This window comes from Microtetraspora malaysiensis (assembly GCF_001528665.1).
GTDB lineage: Bacteria > Actinomycetota > Actinomycetes > Streptosporangiales > Streptosporangiaceae > Microtetraspora_A > Microtetraspora_A malaysiensis.
Map to the genome: position 1 here is coordinate 156,295 of NZ_BBYJ01000018.1, position 19,489 is coordinate 175,783.

Below are 19,489 nucleotides of genomic sequence, written 5' to 3' on the forward strand. Positions count from 1 at the left end.
CGGGGCGGCGGATGGCCGCCGCCCCGGGTCCGGCCCCGTCAGCGCAGGCCGAAGGCGCGCGTCACGGTGTGCTTGAGCCGGTTGCCCGCCTCGTCCCACGCCTCGACCTTCAGGCCGACCGCTCCCTTGGTGTCGGCGAGCTTCGGGTACTTCGCGGAGGCCCGGTAGGTGCCGTCGTTCTGCCGCTTCACCTCGACCGGCTGCCAGGTGGCGCCGTCGTCGGTGCTCGCCCACAGCTTGATCCCGGCGATCTTCGGCATCGCGCCCCCCGACGGGGAGCGGTACGGCTCGACGGTGAAGTGGTGGGTCCTGCCGGCCGGAACGGTGTTGTCCATCCCCAGATCACGGCCGAGGTCGTAGCCGACGAACACGGCCTGCGTCGGCCCGCACTCCTTGGCCCAGCCCTGGACGATCTGGCTGACGCAGATGAGCCCAGGCTGCGGCGTGCCCTTGACGGGCCGGGAGGCGAAGGTCCACTCGGCCTCTTCCCCGTCCTTCTTCGCGGTGAGCCGGTAGGTGCCGGCCCCCTCGGGGATGGTGAAGGCGGGCGCGTTCTTCAGCGCCGGGTTGAGCGGAGCCCGCGGGAGTTCCACGTCGTCCCGGTAGAACTTCACCTCGTAGGCCGGGTTGAGCAGGCCCGGGCTCCAGAACCGGTCGCTGAAGTCCCTGTCCTCCAGCACCCCGCTCGTGACGCCGATCTCGGCCCACAGCACGTCGCCCTCCACGCAGATGGCGCAGCGCAGGGTGGTGCCCTGCCGCGTTCCCGGCGCCGCCTTCGGGTCGGGGATCGACAGCGCCTTCGCCGGCGCCGACGCGGCGCCGAGCGTGCTGGGCGTGGCGAACCACTGCTGACCGGTGCGCCCGGGACGGTCGAACGCCTCGACCCGGTACCGGGTCCCGTACGTGGTGGCCTCGTCGAGGCCACGCGCGGTCATGCCGTGCAGGTGCGTGACCTCCGGATCGAGCGGGCCGACCCACTCCGACCGGCTGAGGGGCCCGGTGAAGGCGGTCGCGCCCCGATCGGACACCACCGTCGCCGTCACGAACAGGTCGTCCTGCTTCCAGATGTAGCGGAAGTCCTCGAAGGAGGCCGGTTGGGAGGAGTGCACGTCCAGGTCCACCTGGGCCAGGTCCCGCGCGCCGAGTTCGTACCGCATCGAGGCGGGGACCCTGCCCTCCACGTACGGCTTGAGCACGTAGGTGTAAGGAGTCTCAGGAGTCCCGGTCACCTTGACGGTGACCGGCCCGGAGGCGAGGCGTCCGCGCAGGTCCGTGCCCTCCTTGTTGGACAGTGAGATGTTGCCGATGCCCACAGGCTTGGGGTCGCCGGTGAACGGCTCCTGGGTGATGTGCAGCGGGATCGTGCAGTTCGTGCCCTTCCCGGGGAAGGCGGCGATGCCGGCGGCGCCGGCGTCCCTGATCGGGCCGACCAGCTCGACCGGCAGGCCGCAGAGCGGACCGAACACGCCGTCGTTGAGGCCGGTCTCCAGCAGTGCCAGCTTGCCGCGCAGGTCGAGCCCGGCGAGGTCCTCGGGCCCGCCCTGGCCGACGTCGACGACCTGCAGGTCGCGCGTTCCGGTGAACGGCACGAAGCCGGGGTGGTAGTCCTGCTGGCCGAAGCGCTCGTGCTGCGGCGTGGCCGGGTGCAGCGTGACCGGCTTGCGCCCGGTCACACGCATGGCCACCTCGGCCTGCCCCAGCGTCCACGCGGTCGCGAACCTGAACGCCCCCTTGGTGACCTTCTCGGTCGGCAGGACCCACATCTTGTCCCACGGCTCGGCGGGCACGGACCCCGCCCAGGTCTCGCCGCCGGCGACGGTCCGCTGGAAGAAGCCGTACGGGGTGTTGTTCAGCGGCTCGGCGGGCTTGGGGGTGCCGAAGCTCACCTGCGAGGCTTTCCTGACGTCGAGCGTGATCTCCGTGTCGCCCGTGATGGCGACCTGCGGGTTCATCAGCCAGGCGGTGTTGTTCCGGTCGTCGCCGTCGGCCCAGGAGGCGAGCTGGGTCACGCTCACGGTCCCCTCGGGGACGCGGACGGCGACGGTGCCCTCGCCCACGAGCGCCTGGTCGGTGAGGAGGCCCAGGTCCCCGTCCACGTCGATGACGTACTGGGTGCTCGGGTTGAGCGGCTTGCCGTCCCTGCCGATCGTGTGCACGGTCAGCGTGTGCTTCGGGGCCTCGCGTACGGCGCCGACGGGCGTGGTCACCCGCACGTCGCCGGCCTGCGCGACGACCGACCCGGTGTAGCGGCCGAACTCCAGGTCGGCGGGGTCCAGCGTGACGGTGGTCGTGGCCGTGCCGGACGCGGGGACGGTCAGCGAGGACTCGGTCGTCAGCGAGCCCTCGATCGCCGGCCCGCGCACGTCGCGCAGCGCGCCGGTCAGCGTGAGCGTGACCGGCTCCGAGCCCAGGTTGACGTAGCTGATCTTCCGTTCGAGCTTCGCGCCCGGGTCGCTCACCGAGGCGAAGTCGGCGGCCGAGGTGGTGGCGAAGACCGTCTGCCGGTGCGCGCGGACCAGGTCGACCCGGCCGGCGCCCTGCTCGTACGCGGCGAACCCGTCGTCCTTGGCCGTCGACATCAGCGCCGTCTTGATCAGCGGCCCCTTCCAGTCGGGGTGCTGCTGGGCCATGATCGCCGCTGCTCCGGCCACGTGCGGGGTGGCCATCGAGGTGCCGTTCGCCCTGGTGTAGTACTCGTCGACCGGGGTGCCCATCGAGGTGCCGGCCGCGCGGCCGGCCGCGATGCCGACGCCGGGGGCGGCGATGTCGGGCTTCAGCGCCATGTCGCCGAAGCGCGGGCCCTGACTGGAGAAGTCGGCCAGCTTGTCGCCCTTGTCGACGGCGGCCACGGTGAGGGCCGCGTCGGCCGTACCGGGGGAGCCGATCGATCCGACCCTGCCGTCGTTGCCGGCGGCGATCACGAACAGCGCGCCCGTCGCGGCGCTCAGCTCGTTGACGGCCTGGCTGGTCGGGTCGGTGCCGTCGGTGACGTCGCCGCCGAGGCTCATGCTGATCACCTTGGCGCCGGCGGCGGTCGCCCACTCCATGCCCTCGACGACCCAGGACTCCAGGCCGCTGCCGCCGTTGCTGAGCACCTTGCCGATCAGGAGGTCCGCGCCGGGCGCGACGCCCTTGTTCTTCCCTCCTGACGCGGCCCCGCTGCCCGCGATCGTGGTGGCCACGTGGGTGCCGTGTCCGCCGAGGTCCTGTACGGCCTCGCCGGGCACGAACGATCGGGAGTCGGCGACCTTCCCCTTCAGGTCGGGGTGTCCGGCGTCGACACCGGTGTCCAGCACCGCGACCTTGACCCCGGAACCGTCGTGGCCGCCCGCCCAGGCCTCCGGCGCGCCGATCATCGGGACGCTCTCCGCGAGGTCCACCTTGATCTTGCCGTCGAGCCAGATCTTGGCGATCCCGCCGCTGAGCTTGGCCGCGCCGGGGGCGAAGGAGCCGCGTACGGCCTGCCAGAACGTGCCGGACTCACCCTTGGTCACCTCGACCGACGCCCCGTGGATGCTCTCCAGGGTGTGAGTGGGCGCGCCGGCCGGTAGGGCGTCGGCCGAGCTCTTGAGCGTGGCCGCCGGGGGCGTGCCCTGGTACTGCACGATGACCGGAACCTGCGCGGTCGCGTCGTCGGTGTAGCCGTTCTCGGCCAGGTACTTCACGTTGAACAGCCGGCGGTCGAGCTTGCCCGCGTCGATGGCCGGCATCGCGTCGCTCGGCAGGACGTAGACGCCGTCGGGCCCGCTCAGCGTGGCGAGCGTGGGCAGGCCGCCGTCCGGCCGGGGGACCGGTTCGGTGTCGACGGCGTACCTGCCGCCGCCGGTGTCGGTGAGTCTGACCTTGTCTCCGGTGATCAAGGTGATGGCGTGGGCACCGGCCCCCAAGCCGGACAGCGAGACGGACGGCGGGGCGGACGGGGGAGCGGTGGCGGCCGGTTCCGGCTCGGCCTGGGCGGCCGATGGGGGAAGTGCCGCGAGCAGCGCGAACACGGTCGCGGCGGCGCACAGCGAGTTCTTCATGGACACAGGGGGACTGCCTTTCCGCGGGGGGTGACGCTCATACCGGCTCGAAGCCGTCAGGAGGCGCGGGTTCGGACTCCGCGTCCGGCGCGGGTTCCGACTCCGCGTCCGGCTCGGCTTCGGACTCTGGTTCGGGGGTGGGGTATGGCTCGGACATGGGGCAAGCGTGGCCGCTGCCGGGTGGGTGGAGTTATGGGGAACCCCTGGGGAAAACTCCCCAATTCACCGGTAGAAGAGGGCCAGCTCCGTGCGCGACCGGGCTCCGACCTTGCGCATGGCGGCGCTGAGATGCTTGTCCACCGTCTTCGGTGACAGGAACATCTCCTTGGCGATCTCCTGGTTGGTCAGCCCCGTGGCGGCCAGCCGGGCGACCTGCTCCTGCCGCGAGGACAACGCCGAACCCCGCCCTTCGCGCGGCTGGGTGAGCTGCGGGAGGCGCACCCCCCACGTCCGGCCGAGGAGGCTGGCCCGGTCGAGATCCCACCGGGCGCCGAGTTCCGCGTACGCGGCGGTCGCCGCCCGCAGGATCGGTCCGCCGGCCGGGTCCCCGGCGCTGAGCAGGCAGGCCGCCGCCTGCTCGTCCGCCTGCGCGGCGTCGTAGGCCGCGGGGAGCGCGCGGAAACCCTCCGCGGCGGCGGAGAGCGACCGGGCGGCCTCGGCCCACCGCCGGTCCGCCGCCCGCAGCAGTCCGCGGGCCTGCCCCAGCGCGGGAGCGGCCAGCGGCGCGTCCAGCCCGCGCAGACGCCCGTCATAGCGGTCCACCAGCGCGGCGGCGTCATTCGCGCGCCCGGCCGCGAGCAACGCCTCCACGAGCGCCGGTACCGCGCGCACGCCCGCCGGCCACATCTCCTTGTCCTCCCACACGCGTACCGCGGCGGCCGTCTCCGTGATCGCCGCGTCGTGCTCGCCGCGGGCGGTGGCCAGCCGGAGCAGCATCGAGACGGGCAGGGGCAGCAGGTCGAAGTCGCCGAACACGAACGCCCGCCCGATGACGTCGCGCAGGGCGTCCAGTGCGAGATCAAGGCGTCCCGGGGCGGGCGCCAGGCACGCCGTCACCATGTCCACTTGGACGCTCTCGTGTGGAGGGGCGTCGCCCTGCCTGCGCAGAGCGTCCACCATCGGGCGGAGCCTGCCCCACGAGCCGCAGCAGTAGTCGACGATGGCCAGCCTCGACCTGGTCCGTTGCTCGCTGACGCCCTGCAGGTCGGGGTCGATGGTGTCCAGCGCCGTCTCCAGCAGGTTGCGGGCGAGGTCGTGGTGACCGGCGTAGCAGGCGTCCTCGGCGATGGAGCGGTACGCGTTGGCCTCCTGGTAGTCGCGTGCGCGGCCGTGCGTCTCCGCGCGGACCTGTTCGGTGAGTCCGACCCAGCGCGTGTCGCCCATCAGGGCGAACACCATCGCCAACTTGCTCAGGATCAGCAGCCGCATGGTGCGGTTCTCGATGGAGGGCAGGAGGCCGAGCGCCTGGTTGAGCCGGTCGCGCTCCACCTCGGGCGGGACGTCCGGCACGATCGGCAGTCCCAGCAGAACCAGCGCCCACGCGGCCAGGTCGGGACGGTCGCCCAGGTCCTCGATGGCCGCGGCCAGCACGCTGTTCCTTTGAGCGGAATCTTCCCGGCTCACCTCGGCGTGCATGCCCGACAGGAAACGCAGCTCGCCGCGGAGCGTGGTCGGCAGCTCGTGGCGGAGCGCCTCGGTGATCAGCTCGCGCACCTGCGGGAAAGGCAGCACCTGCAGGGCCGCCCAGCCCAGGCGCGCGGTGAGCCGCGCCCGCCGTACCGGATCCAGCTCCGCGTTGCGCAGCAGGTCTTCGAGCAGCCGGGTGGCCTCGGCCTCGTCGCCGAGGGCGTCCGCCTGCTCGGCCGCCCTGGCGGCCGCGTCCGCCCACTCGGGCATCCTGCCCGCCTGCCGCAGGTGGTGCGCCATCTGTCCGAGCGGCACCTGCCGAAGTCCCCGTACGGCCTCCGCCGCGGCCGCGTGCATCACCCGCCTGCGCCCCACCGGGATCGCCTCGTAGACGGCCTGCGCCGCCAGTACGTGCCGGAACCCTACCGTCCCTTCCTGCTCGGCCAGCAGCCCGGAGTCGAGCGCGCCGTCCATCGCCTCGGGCCCGGGCCGGCCGGCCGCGTGCGCCAGCACTGAGACGGGTACCGCGAGCTGGAGCACTGCGGCGGTCTCCACCACGGCCCGTGCCTCGGCGGGCAGCCGGGACACCCGTTCCTGCACTGAGGCGCGCACACCCACGGGCACGTCCAGTGCGTCGAGGGCGCGGCGGGCCCAGCCGCCCTCCCATTTGATGAGCGCGCCGCGGGTGCGCAGCAGCGCGAGCAGTTCCTGTACGGCCAGCGGCAGCCCCGAGGCTCGCGCGCGCAGATGCTCCGCGAACTCCTCCGTCACCTCGTTCACACCCAGGATCGCCGCGGCGAGCACGCGGGTCTGCGCCGTGTCGAGCGGAGCGAGCGCCAGGTGCTCGTGCGTGACCGAGTCGGGCGGGCGCGCCGTCAGCGCGCGGACGGGGGCGGCCGCCTCGTCGCCCCGGTAGGTCAGCACCACTGAGAGTCCCCGCTGCGGGGTTCCCATCAGGTAGCCCAGGAACTCCACGGTCTGCTCGTCCGCCCAGTGCAGGTCCTCCACCACCAGGACGGCGGGGCAGAGCGCGGCCAGGACCTCGACCAGGCCGCGGAACAGCCGGTGCCGGTCGGCGGCCCGGTTCTCCAGCGGCGGCGGCGGTTGCGGGAGCACCGCTTCGAGTTCGGGCAGGAGTCCGCGCAGCGCTCCCGCCACCGGCGAGAGGGCGGCGCCGGTCAGGTCGGCGGCGCGGCCGCGCATCGCCTCCACGATCGGGCCCAGCGGGAACGGTTCCCTGATCCGGCCGCAGCCGCCGCTGAGGAGGCGGCGATCGGCCAGCTCGGGCCGGGTGGCCAGCTCGGCCAGCAGTCGTGACTTGCCGATGCCCGCCTCGCCCTCGACGACGGACACCGAAGGGGCCGCGGTCACCGCGGCGACGAGCCTCTCCAGCTCTCGATCCCGGCCGACCAGGAGGGGCGACACCGTCCTGCCGAGAGCCTCGGGTTCGTTCACCGGCACCAGCCGCGCATCTCTCACCGTGCCCTGATCGTCATGCAGGCCATGTGATCATGCCATTCAACCCCAAAGGATGATAAAAGTCACGGGCGTTGCACGGCTGGTCCGCGGGCCGGGAAGCTCGTGGCCGGCGTCAGTCCGGCTGCCTACGCCGTCGAGCCTGCGTAGTGGTCGGCGATCTCGTCGCTGGTGGTCAGCCACACGCCGGGGTGCCCGGCGATGTATTCCAGCGCCTGGTCGAGATACTTGGCGCGGAAGGCCTGGCCGATCACGAACGGGTGCAGTGCCAAAGCCATGACCCGCCCACTTGCGGCCGAGTCCGCGTAGAGCTGGTCGAACTGGTCCTTCACCAGCTGCAGGAAGTCAGGCCCCGTCATGCCGTGCGTCGTGAACAGGCCGAGGTCGTTGAGCTCCACCGAGTACGGCACGCTCAGCATCCCGGGTACGTTCAGCCGGAACGGCTGGTCGTCGCTGGTCCAGTCGAGCACGTAACTCAGGCCGAGCTCGGCGAGCAGGGCCGGGGTCCGGAAGGTCTCGTTGAGTGCCGGGCCCATCCAGCCGCGCGGCCGGCGGCCGGTCGCCTTCTCGATCGTGGCGACGATCGCGGCCAGCTCGGCGCGCTCCTCGTCCTCGGACATGCCGGCCGGCAGGACGGAGTTGGTCCGGCCGTGGGCCAGCCACGCCCAGTCGCGCGCCTTGCCGGCCTCGATGATCTGCGGATAGTGGTCGCAGACGGACGAGTTGAGCAGCACGCTGGCCCGGATGCCGTGGCGGTCCAGGCTCTCCATCACCCGCCAGAACCCCACTCGGGCGCCGTAGTCTCGCCAGCCGTGGTTCAGCGGGTCGGGCACCAGGGTCGCGGTGGCCTCGTTCAGGCTCGTCGACGGCCGGCCGAGCAGGAAATGCTCGACGTTCAGTCCGACGTAGAAGGCCACCCTGGCGTCGCCGGGCCAGCGGATGGGCTTCCGGTCGATGATCGGGTCGAAGTCGTAGAGCTCGTTTTCCATTGCTTTCTCCTCTTTCAGACCGCGTCCGCGGTGATGCGGACGAGCACTTTTACGGACACGACACGGATCGTGTCCCCAAGACAATGCATGAAGATCACCTTGACTGTCAATACGACACGTGTCGTTTCCTGTAGGATGCCCTCATGGCCAAAACACCGAACGCGGCGCGCCGCAGCGAAAGCAGCCGTCAAGCGATCTTCGCTGCGGCCGCTGAGCTCTGCGCGGAGCGGGGGTATGGGCGCCTCACCATCGAGGCCATCGCCTCTCGCGCAGGCGTGAGTAAGAAGACCATCTACCGCTGGTGGCCTTCCAAGGGCGCGGTCATCCTGGAACTGATCGACGAAGCCGCGACCGCTGACGCCCACCATCCCGACACCGGCGACCTCGCCACCGATCTGCGCACTCAACTGACCGCGGTCATCGGCATGCTCACACCACCGCATACCTCGGTCTTCGCCGGGGTGATCGCCGAGGCGCAGCACGATCCGGCCCTCGCCCGTGACCTGCGCGAGCGGCTGATCGAGCCGCGCATCGCCCAGTTCAAGGACCGCATGCGCCGAGCGCAGCAGCAGGGGCAGCTAAGCCCGGACGCCGACCTCGATGTGGCACTGGACCTGCTGTACGGTCCCCTTTACCACCGGCTCGCCTTCCACCTCGGCATGCCCGACCCCGCCTACCTCGACACCCTCATCGCGCATGCCCTGCACGCCCTCACCCCGCCGGCGGCGCCCGACCCGGGATCCCCTCCAGGCGAGCGGTGAGCCTGCCGCCCCGACGTCAGATCCGATCGCGCAGGGCCGCTACCGAGTGAGGCCGGCGCGCGGTGCCGCCGACCGGCTGGTCGCTCTAGGAGCGTTGAGTGGGTCTGCCGCCGAAGCGCCAGGGATGGACCTCCGTACGGCCGGCGCCGCCGGCCGGCAGCAGCATGGCGGCGGCTTCGCGATCCGGCGCCTCGACCAGGGCCGCCCGGCCGAGCCGCGCCTCGCCGTCGAGGGCGAGCAACTCGCCGTACACGATCATGTGCTTCGACGTGACCGGCGCGGGGACGGACTCGTCCATGCCGATCACCAGGAACCGGCCGTAGCCCTCGACAGCCTCGGTGAAGTCCCACATGGTGCGGCCCAGGACGTTATGGAAGCGGCACAGCAGTACGGACCCGAAGACGCCGGCCCGGTAGTACGGCTCTTCGTAGGCGAACGCGCGGGCGGCTTCCGCGTCCGGAAGGTCGACGATGTGCAGGCTGCCCGTCGACTCGGCCGCGTCGCCGGTCAGCGTGGGGCCGCGGGCGACCAGTCGCTTCGCGTACCCATCCATGAAGGACCAGTGGTCTTCGCTCAGGCGCACCTTGAGACCGAAGGCGCCAGGGCGGTCGCGGCCGTAGACGAAATACTCCACGACCGTTCAGCCTAGATCATCGCGCGTCACCGCCACCCCGCCTGCGTCAGTGCACGTGGGCGCGGGGGATGTCCTGGGAGCTGAGGAGCCGCTGAAGGCGCTCCAGGCCCGTCTGCAGGCTCTGGTCGTCCAGGGCGTAGGAGAGGCGGAGGCAGCCGGGGGCGCCGAAGGCTTCGCCCGGGAGGAGGGCCACGGAGGCCTCGTCCAGGATGAATGTCGCCAGCTCGGCGGTGGTGGTGAAGGAGTGGCCGAGGATTGACCGGGTGAGCAGGCGCTTGACCGAGGGGAAGCAGTAGAAGGCCCCGGTGGGGGTGGGGCAGTCGACTCCGCGTATCCCCTGGAGCACATCGACCATGAGCCGGCGGCGGCGATCATAGGCGGCCAGAACGTCGTCGAAACCCGGGCGGCCCGCGCGCAGGGCCGCGATAGCGGCGACCTGGGCGACGTTGGCGACATTGGATGACATATGCGATTGCAGGTTGATGGCCGCCTTGACCGCCGCGGTGGGACCGTACAGCCAGCCGACCCGCCAGCCCGTCATGGCGTACGTCTTCGACACGCCGCCGATGACGATGCACCGATCCTCGATGTCCGGAGCGGCTACCGGCATGGATTGGGCTGTCGCGCCGTCGTACACGAGGTGCTGGTAGATCTCATCGCTGATCACCCAGATTCCCCGCTGCGCCGCCCAGTTTCCGATGGCCCGGGTCTCCTCGGGTGTGTAAACGGTTCCCGTCGGGTTGGCGGGGGAGCCGAAGAACAGCACCTTGGTTCGCGGAGTGACGTGCGCCTCAAGGAGTTCGGGCGTGACCTTGAAATCCTGGTCGGCGTCGCTGTGCACGGGGACCGGGGTCGCGCCGGCGAGGCGTACGGCCTCCGGATAGGTGGTCCAATAGGGCGCCGGAATGAGTGCCTCGTCGCCGGGATTCAGCAGGACCATGCAGGCGAGATACACGGCCTGCTTCGCTCCGTTGGTGACCAGCACGTCCGTGTCATTGATGGCGAGGCCCGTATCCGCCAGGACGGTCTGGGCGATTGAATGGCGCAACTCCGCCAGCCCGGCCGCCGACGTGTATCGATGATTGACGGGATCCGGGCACGCCCGCTGGGCGGCCTCGACGATGTAATCCGGGGTGGGGAAATCCGGCTCACCCGCGCCGAAACTCACGATGCGGTTTCCGGCCGCGCGCAGCTCGGCCGCCCGGGACGAAACCGCCATGGTCGCCGATCCGGCGATCGCGCTCGCTCTGTCACTCAATCCGATAGACATGGTTCTCCTCTTACTTCGACGGAAATTCGGCCAGGGTCTTGAGGAAGATGTCGTTCTCATCGGGATGCCCGACGCTCACGCGCAACCATCCGGCCGGGCCCACGTCGCGTACCAGCACGCCTTGCCGGGCCAGCCACGCCGCCACCGCGGAAGAATCGGCGCCGGTGTCGAAGAGCAGGAAGTTCGCGTCGCTCGGCGCGACCGCGTGGCCGGCGCCGACCAGAGCGGCGCGCATTCTCTGGCGCTCGGAGAGAACGCTCGGGATATGCGCGAGCAGTTCATCGGCCTGTTCGAGGGCGGCGAGCGCGACCGCCGCCGTCAACGTCGACAGATGGTACGGCAGGGCGACGATACGCAAAGGCGCCAGCACGTCGGATGAGGCGAGCAGGAACCCGACGCGTATCCCCGCGAAACCGAACGCCTTCGACATGGTCCGGGAGATCACCAGCCGTGGGTGTTCGGAGAGGAGCCCTGCCTGGCTGCCGATGGCGGAGAACTCGACGTATGCCTCGTCAAGCACCACCAGCCCCGGCGCGGTCCGCAGGACGACGTCCAGCGTCGCCCGATCCAGAGGCGTCCCCGTCGGATTGTTGGGCGCGCAGAGGAAGACGATGTCAGGCCGGTGCCGTTCGACCGCGGTGGCCGCCGCCTCACGGGTCAGGCCGAAATCCGGTCCGCGGTCGGCTGATATCCAGCGAGTTCCGGTTATCGTCGCGATTTGCTCGTGCATCGAATATGTGGGCCCGAATCCAAGGGCCGTGCGGCCGGGCCCGCCGTACGCCAGGAGCAGGTGCAACAGTACCTCGTTGGAGCCGTTTCCCGGCCACACCATCTCGGCTCGCACGCCATTTCCGGTATACCGCGCCAATGCGGCTCGCAGCGTGCCGAGGTCGGTGTCCGGATAACGGTTCGCGGTCGCCAGCGCCAGGGAGGCCGCCGAACGCAACACCTCAAGGTGACGTCCTTCGGGAGGACGTGGACTCTCATTGTTGTTCAGCAGCGCGACCGGGTCGACCGGCGAGGAAAACGGCCGGGTGTTGTACGGGCGGACCGTACGCAGGTCGTCCCGGACAGGTAGGGCGGGCATTCAATCTCCGCTTGTGTCTTGTGATCCGGTGATGCGCGCGACAAGGCGCTGCATGGACGTTTTCCAGTTGCTTTCCAGCTCGCGGGTCGCCGTCGCCAGATCCTGCTCTTGAAGGGCCGCGGCGATACGCTTGTGCTGTTCGATGGACTCACGAACAATCTGCGGGTCGCCAAGATAGGCATGCTCATATCGATGGACGATGCGTTTGGTGTCGCCAATCATTTCAAGAAGCCGGCTGTTCGGGCAGGCCGCCAGCAGGCCCGCATGCCACTCGTCGTCGGCGCGCTGCACCTCGCGGACGTCTTCGGCTGCCGCCATGTTCTCCGCGACCTCGATGAGCTGCGGCGCACGCCGGGCGAGTTCCGCGGGATCGGAAAGCGTGATCGCGAGCACTTCGAGCTGGGCGATGATCGGGTAGGTCTCGCGGACCTCCTGCTCGCTCAGGGGAGAGACCCAATACCCCCGGTTCGGGCGGGCGTCGAGAATGCCTTCCTGGGCCAGGCTCGCCAGCGCCTCACGCAGCGGCGTCCGGCTGACGCCGATCTCTGCCGCGAGGTGCACCTCGTTGATGCGGGTGCCCACTGGGTATTTGCCTCGGAGAAGGCGGTCAAGGACCTCGTCCCTGACTTGCTCGCGCAAAAGTCTGCGATCGACCGCCATTGTTCCGCCTCCGGCAAAAGCTACTGATGATGTCAGATTCAGAGCATACTACATACTGAACTCAGAGTGCAGAAGCGCTAGGCTGGCGGCCCCATCCCCACACCTCTGGAGGTCGCGCCATGCCTGGCTGCGCCATCATCCAGTCACTGAGAACCGCTTACCCGAACGCGTTCAGTGATGACCCATGTGACGCGCCACGACGATTCCACCGATCGATGCCGGGTTACGCCCGCACCCCTCTCGTCGAATCGCCTGAACTGGCGCGTCGGACGGGAACGGGGCGAGTCCTCGTCAAGAACGAGCAGTACCGCCTGGGGTTGCCGTCGTTCAAGATCCTCGGCTCTTCCTGGGGGATCCACCGTACGCTGTGCGAACGTCTGGGCCTCGACCCGGCGATCTCGTTCGAGGAACTGCGTCACGCCGTCGGGCCGCTACGCGACCATGTGCTGACCTGCGCCACCGATGGGAACCACGGAAGGGCCGTGGCGCACATGGCCAGTCTCCTCGATATGCGCGCCCGCATCTACGTGCCGAACGAGGTGTCGATGGCGCGGTCGGCGGCGATCGAGGGCGAGGGGGCGCAGGTCGTCCGGGTGTACGCGAGCTATGACGACGCGGTGCGCTACGTGGCCGTTCAGGCCGAACGCGACCCTCACGCCATCCTGGTGTCCGACACGGCCTGGCCCGGGTACGAGACGGTGCCGCGACGCGTGATCGACGGCTATTCGACGATCTTTCATGAGGTCGACGAACAGCTGGCCGAGATGGGTCTCGACCCCATGGACACCCCGGACTTGGTGATCGTCCCTGCGGGTGTGGGCGCCTTCGCCGCCGCCGTCGGCCTCCACTTCGGCTCCCGTGCGGCGACGCGCATCGCGACCGTCGAACCCGACGCCGCCGACTGCGTACATCGCTCGCTCGCCGCCGGCGTCCGTACGACCGTCCCAGGGCCGCATCGCTCGATCATGGCCGGTCTGAATTGCGGCGAAACGAGCGTGGTGGCCTGGCCGATCCTGCGCGGCACGGTGGACGCGGCCATCACTGTCGACGACCACGGAGTGCGAGAGGCCATGAGGGTCTTCGCCGGTTGTGGGATCGAGTCGGGGGAGAGCGGCGCGGCCTCGCTCGCGGGTGCGCTGCTCGTCTCCGCCGACCGCGAGTTCCGTGAGGGGCTCGGGCTGACGCAGGACAGCACGATCCTTCTCCTGAACACGGAAGGTGCGAGCGACCCTGCGAGCTATCGCAGCATCGTGGGAGATCTGAGCGCGGCCAACGGCTGACGCCTCCACAACCGGAGATCACGCATCGGGTCGGGCCGTATCGGTCCGGCCCGAACGTGTTCCCCGGCCGGACTTTTTAGTTCAGTTCTGAGTATTCGTCTCCTTGACACCTCTTGCACCACCTCTGCATTCTGTGTTCAGCACGCAGTTGGAAGCGCGTGGGGGAACTGCCTCGGCTGCCTGCGTCACACGACTGCCGGATGTCCGGCGTCATTGACGATTCACAAAAGGTGGGATGACTGTGTTCCTACAGATCAGAGGCATGGTGGCCATCGGCTTAACGTCCGTCCTGCTGGCTTCGGTCGCGTCATGCGGCGGCTCCGAAGCCGGCAAGAAGACGGGAGCGTTCTCTGCCGCGATCCTCGAACCGTCCTCGCTCATGCCGGCCAACTACTCCGAGGTCTACGGAGCGCAGGTGGTGTCCGCGCTCTTCACTCCGCTGGTGACGTTCGACATCAAGACCAACGAGACCCGTCTGGAGGTCGCCGAGAGCGTCGAGAGCACCGACAACAAGGTGTGGAAGGTCAGGCTCAAACCCGGCTGGACGTTCCACAACGGCGAACCCGTTACCTCGCGGTCGTTCGTGGACGCGTGGAATTTCGCCGCGAACAAGAAGTCCGCCCAGCTGAACGCGTACGTCTTCGGGGACATCAAGGGCTATCGCGAGGTCGCCTCCGGAGCCGAGGAGACGATGTCCGGCCTGCGCGTCGTCGACGACCTCAACTTCGAGATCACGCTGGTGCGACCCTGGTCGCAGTTCAGGCAACTGCTGGGATATCCCGCGTTCTCGCCGCTCCCCTCCGTGGCGTACAAGGACCCGAAGGCCTTCGAACAGCGGCCGATCGGGAACGGCCCGTTCGTCATGGAGGGCGCCTGGCAGCACGACCAGCAGATCACGCTGCGCCGTAACGACTCCTACGCCGGCACGAAGGCCAAGGCGGGCGAAGTCCAGTTCAAGATCTATCAGAGCTTCGACACCGCCTACAACGATCTGCTCGCCAACAATCTCGACGTCCTGCCCGCCATCCCGACCGCGAGGAGCACCGAGGCCAAGAGCCTGCTGGGGGACCGGTTCGGGGAGTCGCCGAGTGGGCGCATGGAGTACCTCGGGTTCCCCGTGAACGGCGAGAAGTTCACGTCGCCCGGCGTACGCAGGGCCATCTCGATGGCGATCGACCGGGACGCGATCACCAAGGCGATCTTCAAGGGCACGCGCACACCGGCGACCGGTTTCGTGCCGCCCGTGGTCCCGGGTGCGGCGGCGGACGCGTGTGGAGCCTTGTGCGTTCACGACGCCGCCGCGGCCAAGGCGGCCTTCGACGCGGCGGGGGGCATCCCCGGCGGCGGTTTCACCATCGGCTACAACAGCGACGCCCCGGAGAACAAGGAATGGGTCGAGGCTGCCGCGCGGCAGATCTCGAAGGACCTCGGTGTGAACGTCGAGACGAAGGCCTATCCCAAGCTCGCGGTGCTGCTGGGAGATCTGAGCAGCGGGAAGGTCGACACCGCCTTCCGTACCGCGTGGACCTTCTACTTCCCCAGCCCCGAGAACTACCTCAAGCCGTTGTTCACTCAGGACGCCGGGGAGAACTTCTCCCGATACCGCAACGACAAGTTCGAGGCGCTGCTGCGTGACGGCGCGGCGGCCAAGGACACGGAGGCCGCCGACGCGAAATACGCGGAGGCGGAGCGGGTGCTCCTCGACGACATGCCGTACGTGCCGCTCTGGTACCAGGGCGTCATGGTGGGGCACTCCAAGCGGGTCAGCGACGTGAGCGTGGATTCCTTCCGCAGACTGCGGATCGAATCCGTGGTCGTGAAATAGCCGGCGGAGGACGCACCAGTGTCCCGATACATCATGAGCCGAGTCCTGCAGGCGGTGCTGGTCCTCGTCGGCGCGACTTTCGTCATCTTCGTCATCACCTTCGCCCTGCCCGGAGACCCGGTGCAGGCCCTGGCCGGTGAGCGAGCCGCCGATCCGGCGTTCGCGGAGGCGATCCGGGCTCGTTACCACCTCGACGAGCCGCTCCTGCAGCAGTACGTCCGCTTCCTGGCCGGGGCCCTCCATGGCGATCTGGGGCAGACCTACAGCGGCCAGGACGTGGCCCAGATGCTCGGTGAACGGATCTGGGTCAGTGCCCAGCTCGCGGCGTTCGCCCTGGCGTTCCAGATCGTCATCGGTGTCGGCGCCGGAGTCCTCTCCGCGCTGCGCCGCAACGGCGTCGCCGACACCGGGGTCCGGATCTTCACCCTCGCGGGGCTCTCGATCCCGTTCTTCGTGACCGCGTTCGTACTCCAGCTCGTGGTCGGCGTGAAGTTCGGCTGGCTCCCGGTAGCCGGAACCGAGGACGGTTTTCTCAGCTACATCATGCCCGGGTTCGTGCTGGGGTCGTTGTCGACGGCCTACGTGGCCCGGCTCACCCGTGGCCAGCTCGCCGAGTCGCTTCGCGAGGACTACGTCCGGATGGCCACAGCCAAGGGCCTGACTCGAGTCCGAGTCGTGGCGCACCACGCGTTGCGCAACAGCCTGATCCCCGTCGTCACGTTCCTCGGCCTCGAAGTGGGCGCGCTGCTCAGCGGCGCCGTCATCACCGAGAGCATCTTCAACATCCCCGGCATGGGCCAAGCCATGGCGCGAGCCGTCTACCTGGGAGAACGCACGACGGTGGTGGGCGTGGTCACCGTCTTCGTGTTCGTTTACGTTGTCGCGAACCTGCTCGTCGACCTGCTGTACGCCGTACTCGACCCGAGGATCCGCTATGCCTGAACTCGCTTCGGCCGCCGGAGTCGTGGAGCGGCGGGGGGCGCCGCAGAGGAAGCGGCGCGGTCATTGGCAGGCGGTCCGGCGAAGGCTCTCCCGCAGCCCGCTCTTCTATCTCTCCGCCGCCCTGCTTGTGGTGATGGTGGGCATGGCCGCCGCTCCGTCCCTGTTCGCGATGGCCGATCCGTACGACTGCGACCTCGGGCGGACACTGGCCGACGCCGGCGCCGGCCAGTGGTTCGGAAGGGATCTCCAAGGCTGCGACGTGTTCTCGCGCAGCGTGTACGGCGCTCGCGCGAGTCTCGGCATCGGCATCGCCGTCTCCCTGCTGACCGGGCTGCTCGGCGGGGTCGTCGGCGCGGCCGCCGGCTATTTCGGCGGTTGGGTCGACGCGGTCCTGTCCAGGATCACCGAGATCTTCCTGGCCATTCCGCTGCTGCTGGGGGCGAGCGTCCTGCTGACGCTGTTCGGCACGTCGGGCAGCGGCACGTGGACGGTGATCATCGCTCTGTCGGTCCACGGCTGGCCGCAGGTCGCCCGCATCACCCGGTCGTCGGTCATGGAGGCGAAACAGCAGGACTACATGCTGGCCGCGGCCGCCGTCGGGTGTTCGCGGCTGAGGGCCCTCGTCCGCCATGTCGTGCCGAACAGTCTCGGCCCCTGGCTGGTGGTCGTGACGACGAACCTCGGCGTGTTCATCACCTATGAGTCGATCATCTCGATGCTGGGGATCGGCCTGCGCCCGCCGACGATCTCCTGGGGACAGATGATCCACGACGCTCAGGCGCGGTTCCTGGAGGCGCCATGGCCGCTTCTCGGCCCGGCTCTGTTCCTCAGCGTCACCGTCCTGGCCTTCATCCTGCTCGGCGACGTCGTCCGAGACGCCATCGACCCAAGGATCCACTCGTGAGCGACACGACGCGGAAGGGGAACACCATGGCGACCGAACACCTGCTGGAAGTGCACGATCTGCAGGTCGAGTTCGGCGGCGAGGACGGCCCCGTGCCGGTGTTGCGCGGGGTGAGCTGGCATGTGGATCGCGGGGAGACGCTCGCGATCCTCGGAGAGTCCGGGTCGGGCAAGAGCATGACCGCTCAGGTGATCATGGGGATTCTGGAGGCCCCTCCGGCCAGGATCGGCGGCGGAAGCGTGCGCTGGAACGGCCGCGATCTGCTCGGCCTGCCGGAAGCCGCCAGGCGCGAGGTCCGAGGGCAGGGCATCGGCATGGTCTTTCAGGATTCGCTGTCCGCCTTGAACCCCGTCCTGCGCGTCGGGCCACAGATCGGCGAGACCCTGCGGACCCGCCTCGGCCTCTCCCGTGGAGAGGCTCGTGACCGCACGGTCGAACTGATGCGGCAGGTACGGATCCCGGACGCCGAACAGCGCTACCGCCAGTACCCGCACCAATTCTCCGGCGGTATGCGGCAGCGCGCCGTGATCGCCATGGCGCTCGCGTTGTCGCCGGACGTGCTGATCGCCGACGAGCCGACGACCGCTCTGGACGCCACCGTCCAGGTGCAGATACTCCGGCTGCTCCAGACTCTCCAGGGAGAGTCCGGCATGGGGCTGGTCCTGATCACCCACGACTTCGGCGCGGCCGCGTCGATCGCCGACCGGGTGGCCGTGATGTACGCCGGCCGCGTGGTGGAGACCGGCATGGTCCGCGATATCTTCCGCCGCCCCGCCCACCCGTATACGAAGGCGCTGCTCGACGCGGTTCCCCGCGCGGATCGCCGGGCCGGACAGCTCGCCGCCCTGCCCGGGCAGCCGCCGGTGCTCGGCAAGGAGACCAGCGGCTGCCCGTTCCGGTTCCGATGCCCACTCGCCGAAACCGTGTGCGAGGAGCGGGAGCCGGTGCTCAGTGAACACGCGCAGGGCCGCTGGAGCGCCTGCCACCTGGGAAAGGACGTGATCGCCGGTGTGCTCACCGCCCATTCTTGAGGTCACCGACGTCACCCGGCACTACGCGTCCGGACGGCGGTGGCCGTTAGGCTCCGCGTCGCGGGTACACGCCGTGGACAAGGTGTCCTTCACCTTGGGGGAGCGGGAGACGCTCGGCCTCGTCGGTGAGTCCGGCTGCGGGAAGTCCACGCTCGGCCGGATGCTCGTCGCCCTCGACCGGCCCACGTCGGGGACGATCCGGTACCGGGGTGAGGACATTCACCGACTCAGCCGCGCCGGGCTGAAAGCCCTGCGGCGCAAGATCCAGATCGTGCTGCAGGACCCGTACACCAGCCTCGATCCGCGGATGACGGTCGGGGACATCGTCGCCGAGCCGCTGGCCGTACACGGCGAGGGAACGCCCGCCGAAAGGCGGAACCGTACCCGGGAGCTATTCGAACTGATCGGCCTCAACCCCGATCATGTGAACCGCTACCCGCACGAGTTCTCCGGTGGGCAACGCCAGCGCATCGGCATCGCCCGCGCGCTCGCCCTGGGGCCCGAGATCGTCGTCTGCGACGAACCCGTCTCGGCGCTGGACGTCTCCGTCCAGGCGCAGGTTCTCAACCTTCTGGCCGATCTGCAGGAACAGCTGAACCTTTCGTACGTGTTCATCGCGCACGATCTCACCGTCGTCCGCCAGATCAGCCACCGGGTCGCCGTGATGTACCTGGGGAAGGTCATCGAGGTCGGCCCTGAGGGGGTGGTCTACGGACAACCGCGGCACCCGTACACGCAGGCGCTGCTGTCGTCCGCACCGCCCACGGACCCCGACATGGCCCGCGAGCAGGAAGTGATCATGCTCAACGGCGATCCGCCCAGTCCCGCCGAGCCTCCCAGCGGGTGCCGATTCCGCACCCGCTGCTGGAAGGCGGAGGAGGTGTGCGCCGTACATGAGCCCGCGCTCGTGGAGGGTGCGGCCTCCGGCCATCTGACCGCCTGCCATTTCGCCCCCGCTGCCTCTGTCCAAGTGGACGGCTAG

Annotated in this window: 14 protein-coding genes; 7 read left to right on the forward strand and 7 right to left on the reverse strand. The window is 69.5% G+C overall.

The genetic code is table 11. The features are described 5' to 3' along the window. Positions 1-38: 38 nt before the first annotated feature. The 3 genes from AWQ71_RS24485 to AWQ71_RS24495 all read right to left on the reverse strand — a co-directional run bounded on the left by AWQ71_RS24485 (position 39) and on the right by AWQ71_RS24495 (position 8,113). Positions 39-4,022, reverse strand: a complete 3,984-nt coding sequence (locus AWQ71_RS24485; protein WP_067137132.1) for a S8 family serine peptidase — start codon at positions 4,020-4,022, stop codon at positions 39-41. A gap of 222 nt (positions 4,023-4,244) precedes the next feature. Continuing rightward, on the reverse strand, positions 4,245-7,103 hold the full coding sequence (locus AWQ71_RS24490; RefSeq protein WP_157570539.1) for a helix-turn-helix transcriptional regulator: 2,859 nt from the start codon (positions 7,101-7,103) through the stop codon (positions 4,245-4,247). A gap of 149 nt (positions 7,104-7,252) precedes the next feature. Beyond that, a complete protein-coding gene (locus AWQ71_RS24495) occupies positions 7,253-8,113 on the reverse strand; it encodes a polysaccharide deacetylase family protein (RefSeq protein ID WP_067137136.1) in 861 nt (286 codons plus the stop codon). Between the two features lie 143 nt (positions 8,114-8,256). Here AWQ71_RS24495 and AWQ71_RS24500 point away from each other — a divergent pair, with 143 nt between their 5' ends. Beyond that, on the forward strand, positions 8,257-8,874 hold the full coding sequence (locus AWQ71_RS24500; RefSeq protein ID WP_084259235.1) for a TetR/AcrR family transcriptional regulator: 618 nt from the start codon (positions 8,257-8,259) through the stop codon (positions 8,872-8,874). 85 nt (positions 8,875-8,959) lie between these two features. Here the strand turns inward: AWQ71_RS24500 and AWQ71_RS24505 are convergent, their stop codons facing one another. Genes AWQ71_RS24505 through AWQ71_RS24520 form a run of 4 tightly spaced genes read right to left on the reverse strand, consistent with a single transcriptional unit; the run spans position 8,960 to position 12,525 of the window. Beyond that, positions 8,960-9,508: a YciI family protein gene (locus AWQ71_RS24505; protein WP_067137138.1), complete on the reverse strand. Its 549-nt coding sequence runs from the start codon at positions 9,506-9,508 to the stop codon at positions 8,960-8,962. A gap of 46 nt (positions 9,509-9,554) precedes the next feature. Beyond that, the gene (locus AWQ71_RS24510) at positions 9,555-10,778 is read right to left on the reverse strand and encodes a pyridoxal phosphate-dependent aminotransferase (protein ID WP_084259236.1); all 1,224 of its coding nucleotides are present in this window, start codon (positions 10,776-10,778) and stop codon (positions 9,555-9,557) included. Between the two features lie 10 nt (positions 10,779-10,788). Then, positions 10,789-11,865, reverse strand: a complete 1,077-nt coding sequence (locus tag AWQ71_RS24515; RefSeq protein WP_067137142.1) for a histidinol-phosphate transaminase — start codon at positions 11,863-11,865, stop codon at positions 10,789-10,791. Continuing rightward, positions 11,866-12,525 carry a GntR family transcriptional regulator gene (locus tag AWQ71_RS24520; RefSeq protein WP_067137144.1) on the reverse strand — a complete coding sequence of 220 codons (660 nt, stop codon included), beginning with the start codon at positions 12,523-12,525 and terminating at the stop codon, positions 11,866-11,868. It abuts the gene before it with no gap. 119 nt (positions 12,526-12,644) lie between these two features. Between AWQ71_RS24520 and AWQ71_RS24525 the strand changes: the two genes are divergently transcribed. The 6 genes from AWQ71_RS24525 (at position 12,645) to AWQ71_RS24550 (ending at position 19,489) form a co-directional block, all read left to right on the forward strand. Next, complete coding sequence (locus AWQ71_RS24525; RefSeq protein ID WP_067137146.1) at positions 12,645-13,805, forward strand: diaminopropionate ammonia-lyase; 1,161 nt, start codon at positions 12,645-12,647, stop codon at positions 13,803-13,805. A gap of 235 nt (positions 13,806-14,040) precedes the next feature. Continuing rightward, a complete protein-coding gene (locus AWQ71_RS24530; RefSeq protein ID WP_067137148.1) occupies positions 14,041-15,630 on the forward strand; it encodes a peptide ABC transporter substrate-binding protein in 1,590 nt (529 codons plus the stop codon). 33 nt (positions 15,631-15,663) lie between these two features. After that, positions 15,664-16,572 (forward strand): ABC transporter permease, encoded by a 909-nt coding sequence (locus tag AWQ71_RS24535; RefSeq protein ID WP_245658445.1) that lies wholly within the window; start codon positions 15,664-15,666, stop codon positions 16,570-16,572. Next, complete coding sequence (locus AWQ71_RS24540) at positions 16,565-17,476, forward strand: ABC transporter permease (RefSeq protein WP_067137151.1); 912 nt, start codon at positions 16,565-16,567, stop codon at positions 17,474-17,476. Before AWQ71_RS24535 ends, AWQ71_RS24540 begins: the two co-directional genes overlap by 8 nt. Then, a complete protein-coding gene (locus tag AWQ71_RS24545) occupies positions 17,473-18,507 on the forward strand; it encodes an ABC transporter ATP-binding protein (RefSeq protein ID WP_067137154.1) in 1,035 nt (344 codons plus the stop codon). The genes AWQ71_RS24540 and AWQ71_RS24545 overlap by 4 nt, the downstream gene beginning before the upstream one ends. After that, positions 18,485-19,489 (forward strand): ABC transporter ATP-binding protein, encoded by a 1,005-nt coding sequence (locus AWQ71_RS24550; protein ID WP_067137156.1) that lies wholly within the window; start codon positions 18,485-18,487, stop codon positions 19,487-19,489. Before AWQ71_RS24545 ends, AWQ71_RS24550 begins: the two co-directional genes overlap by 23 nt.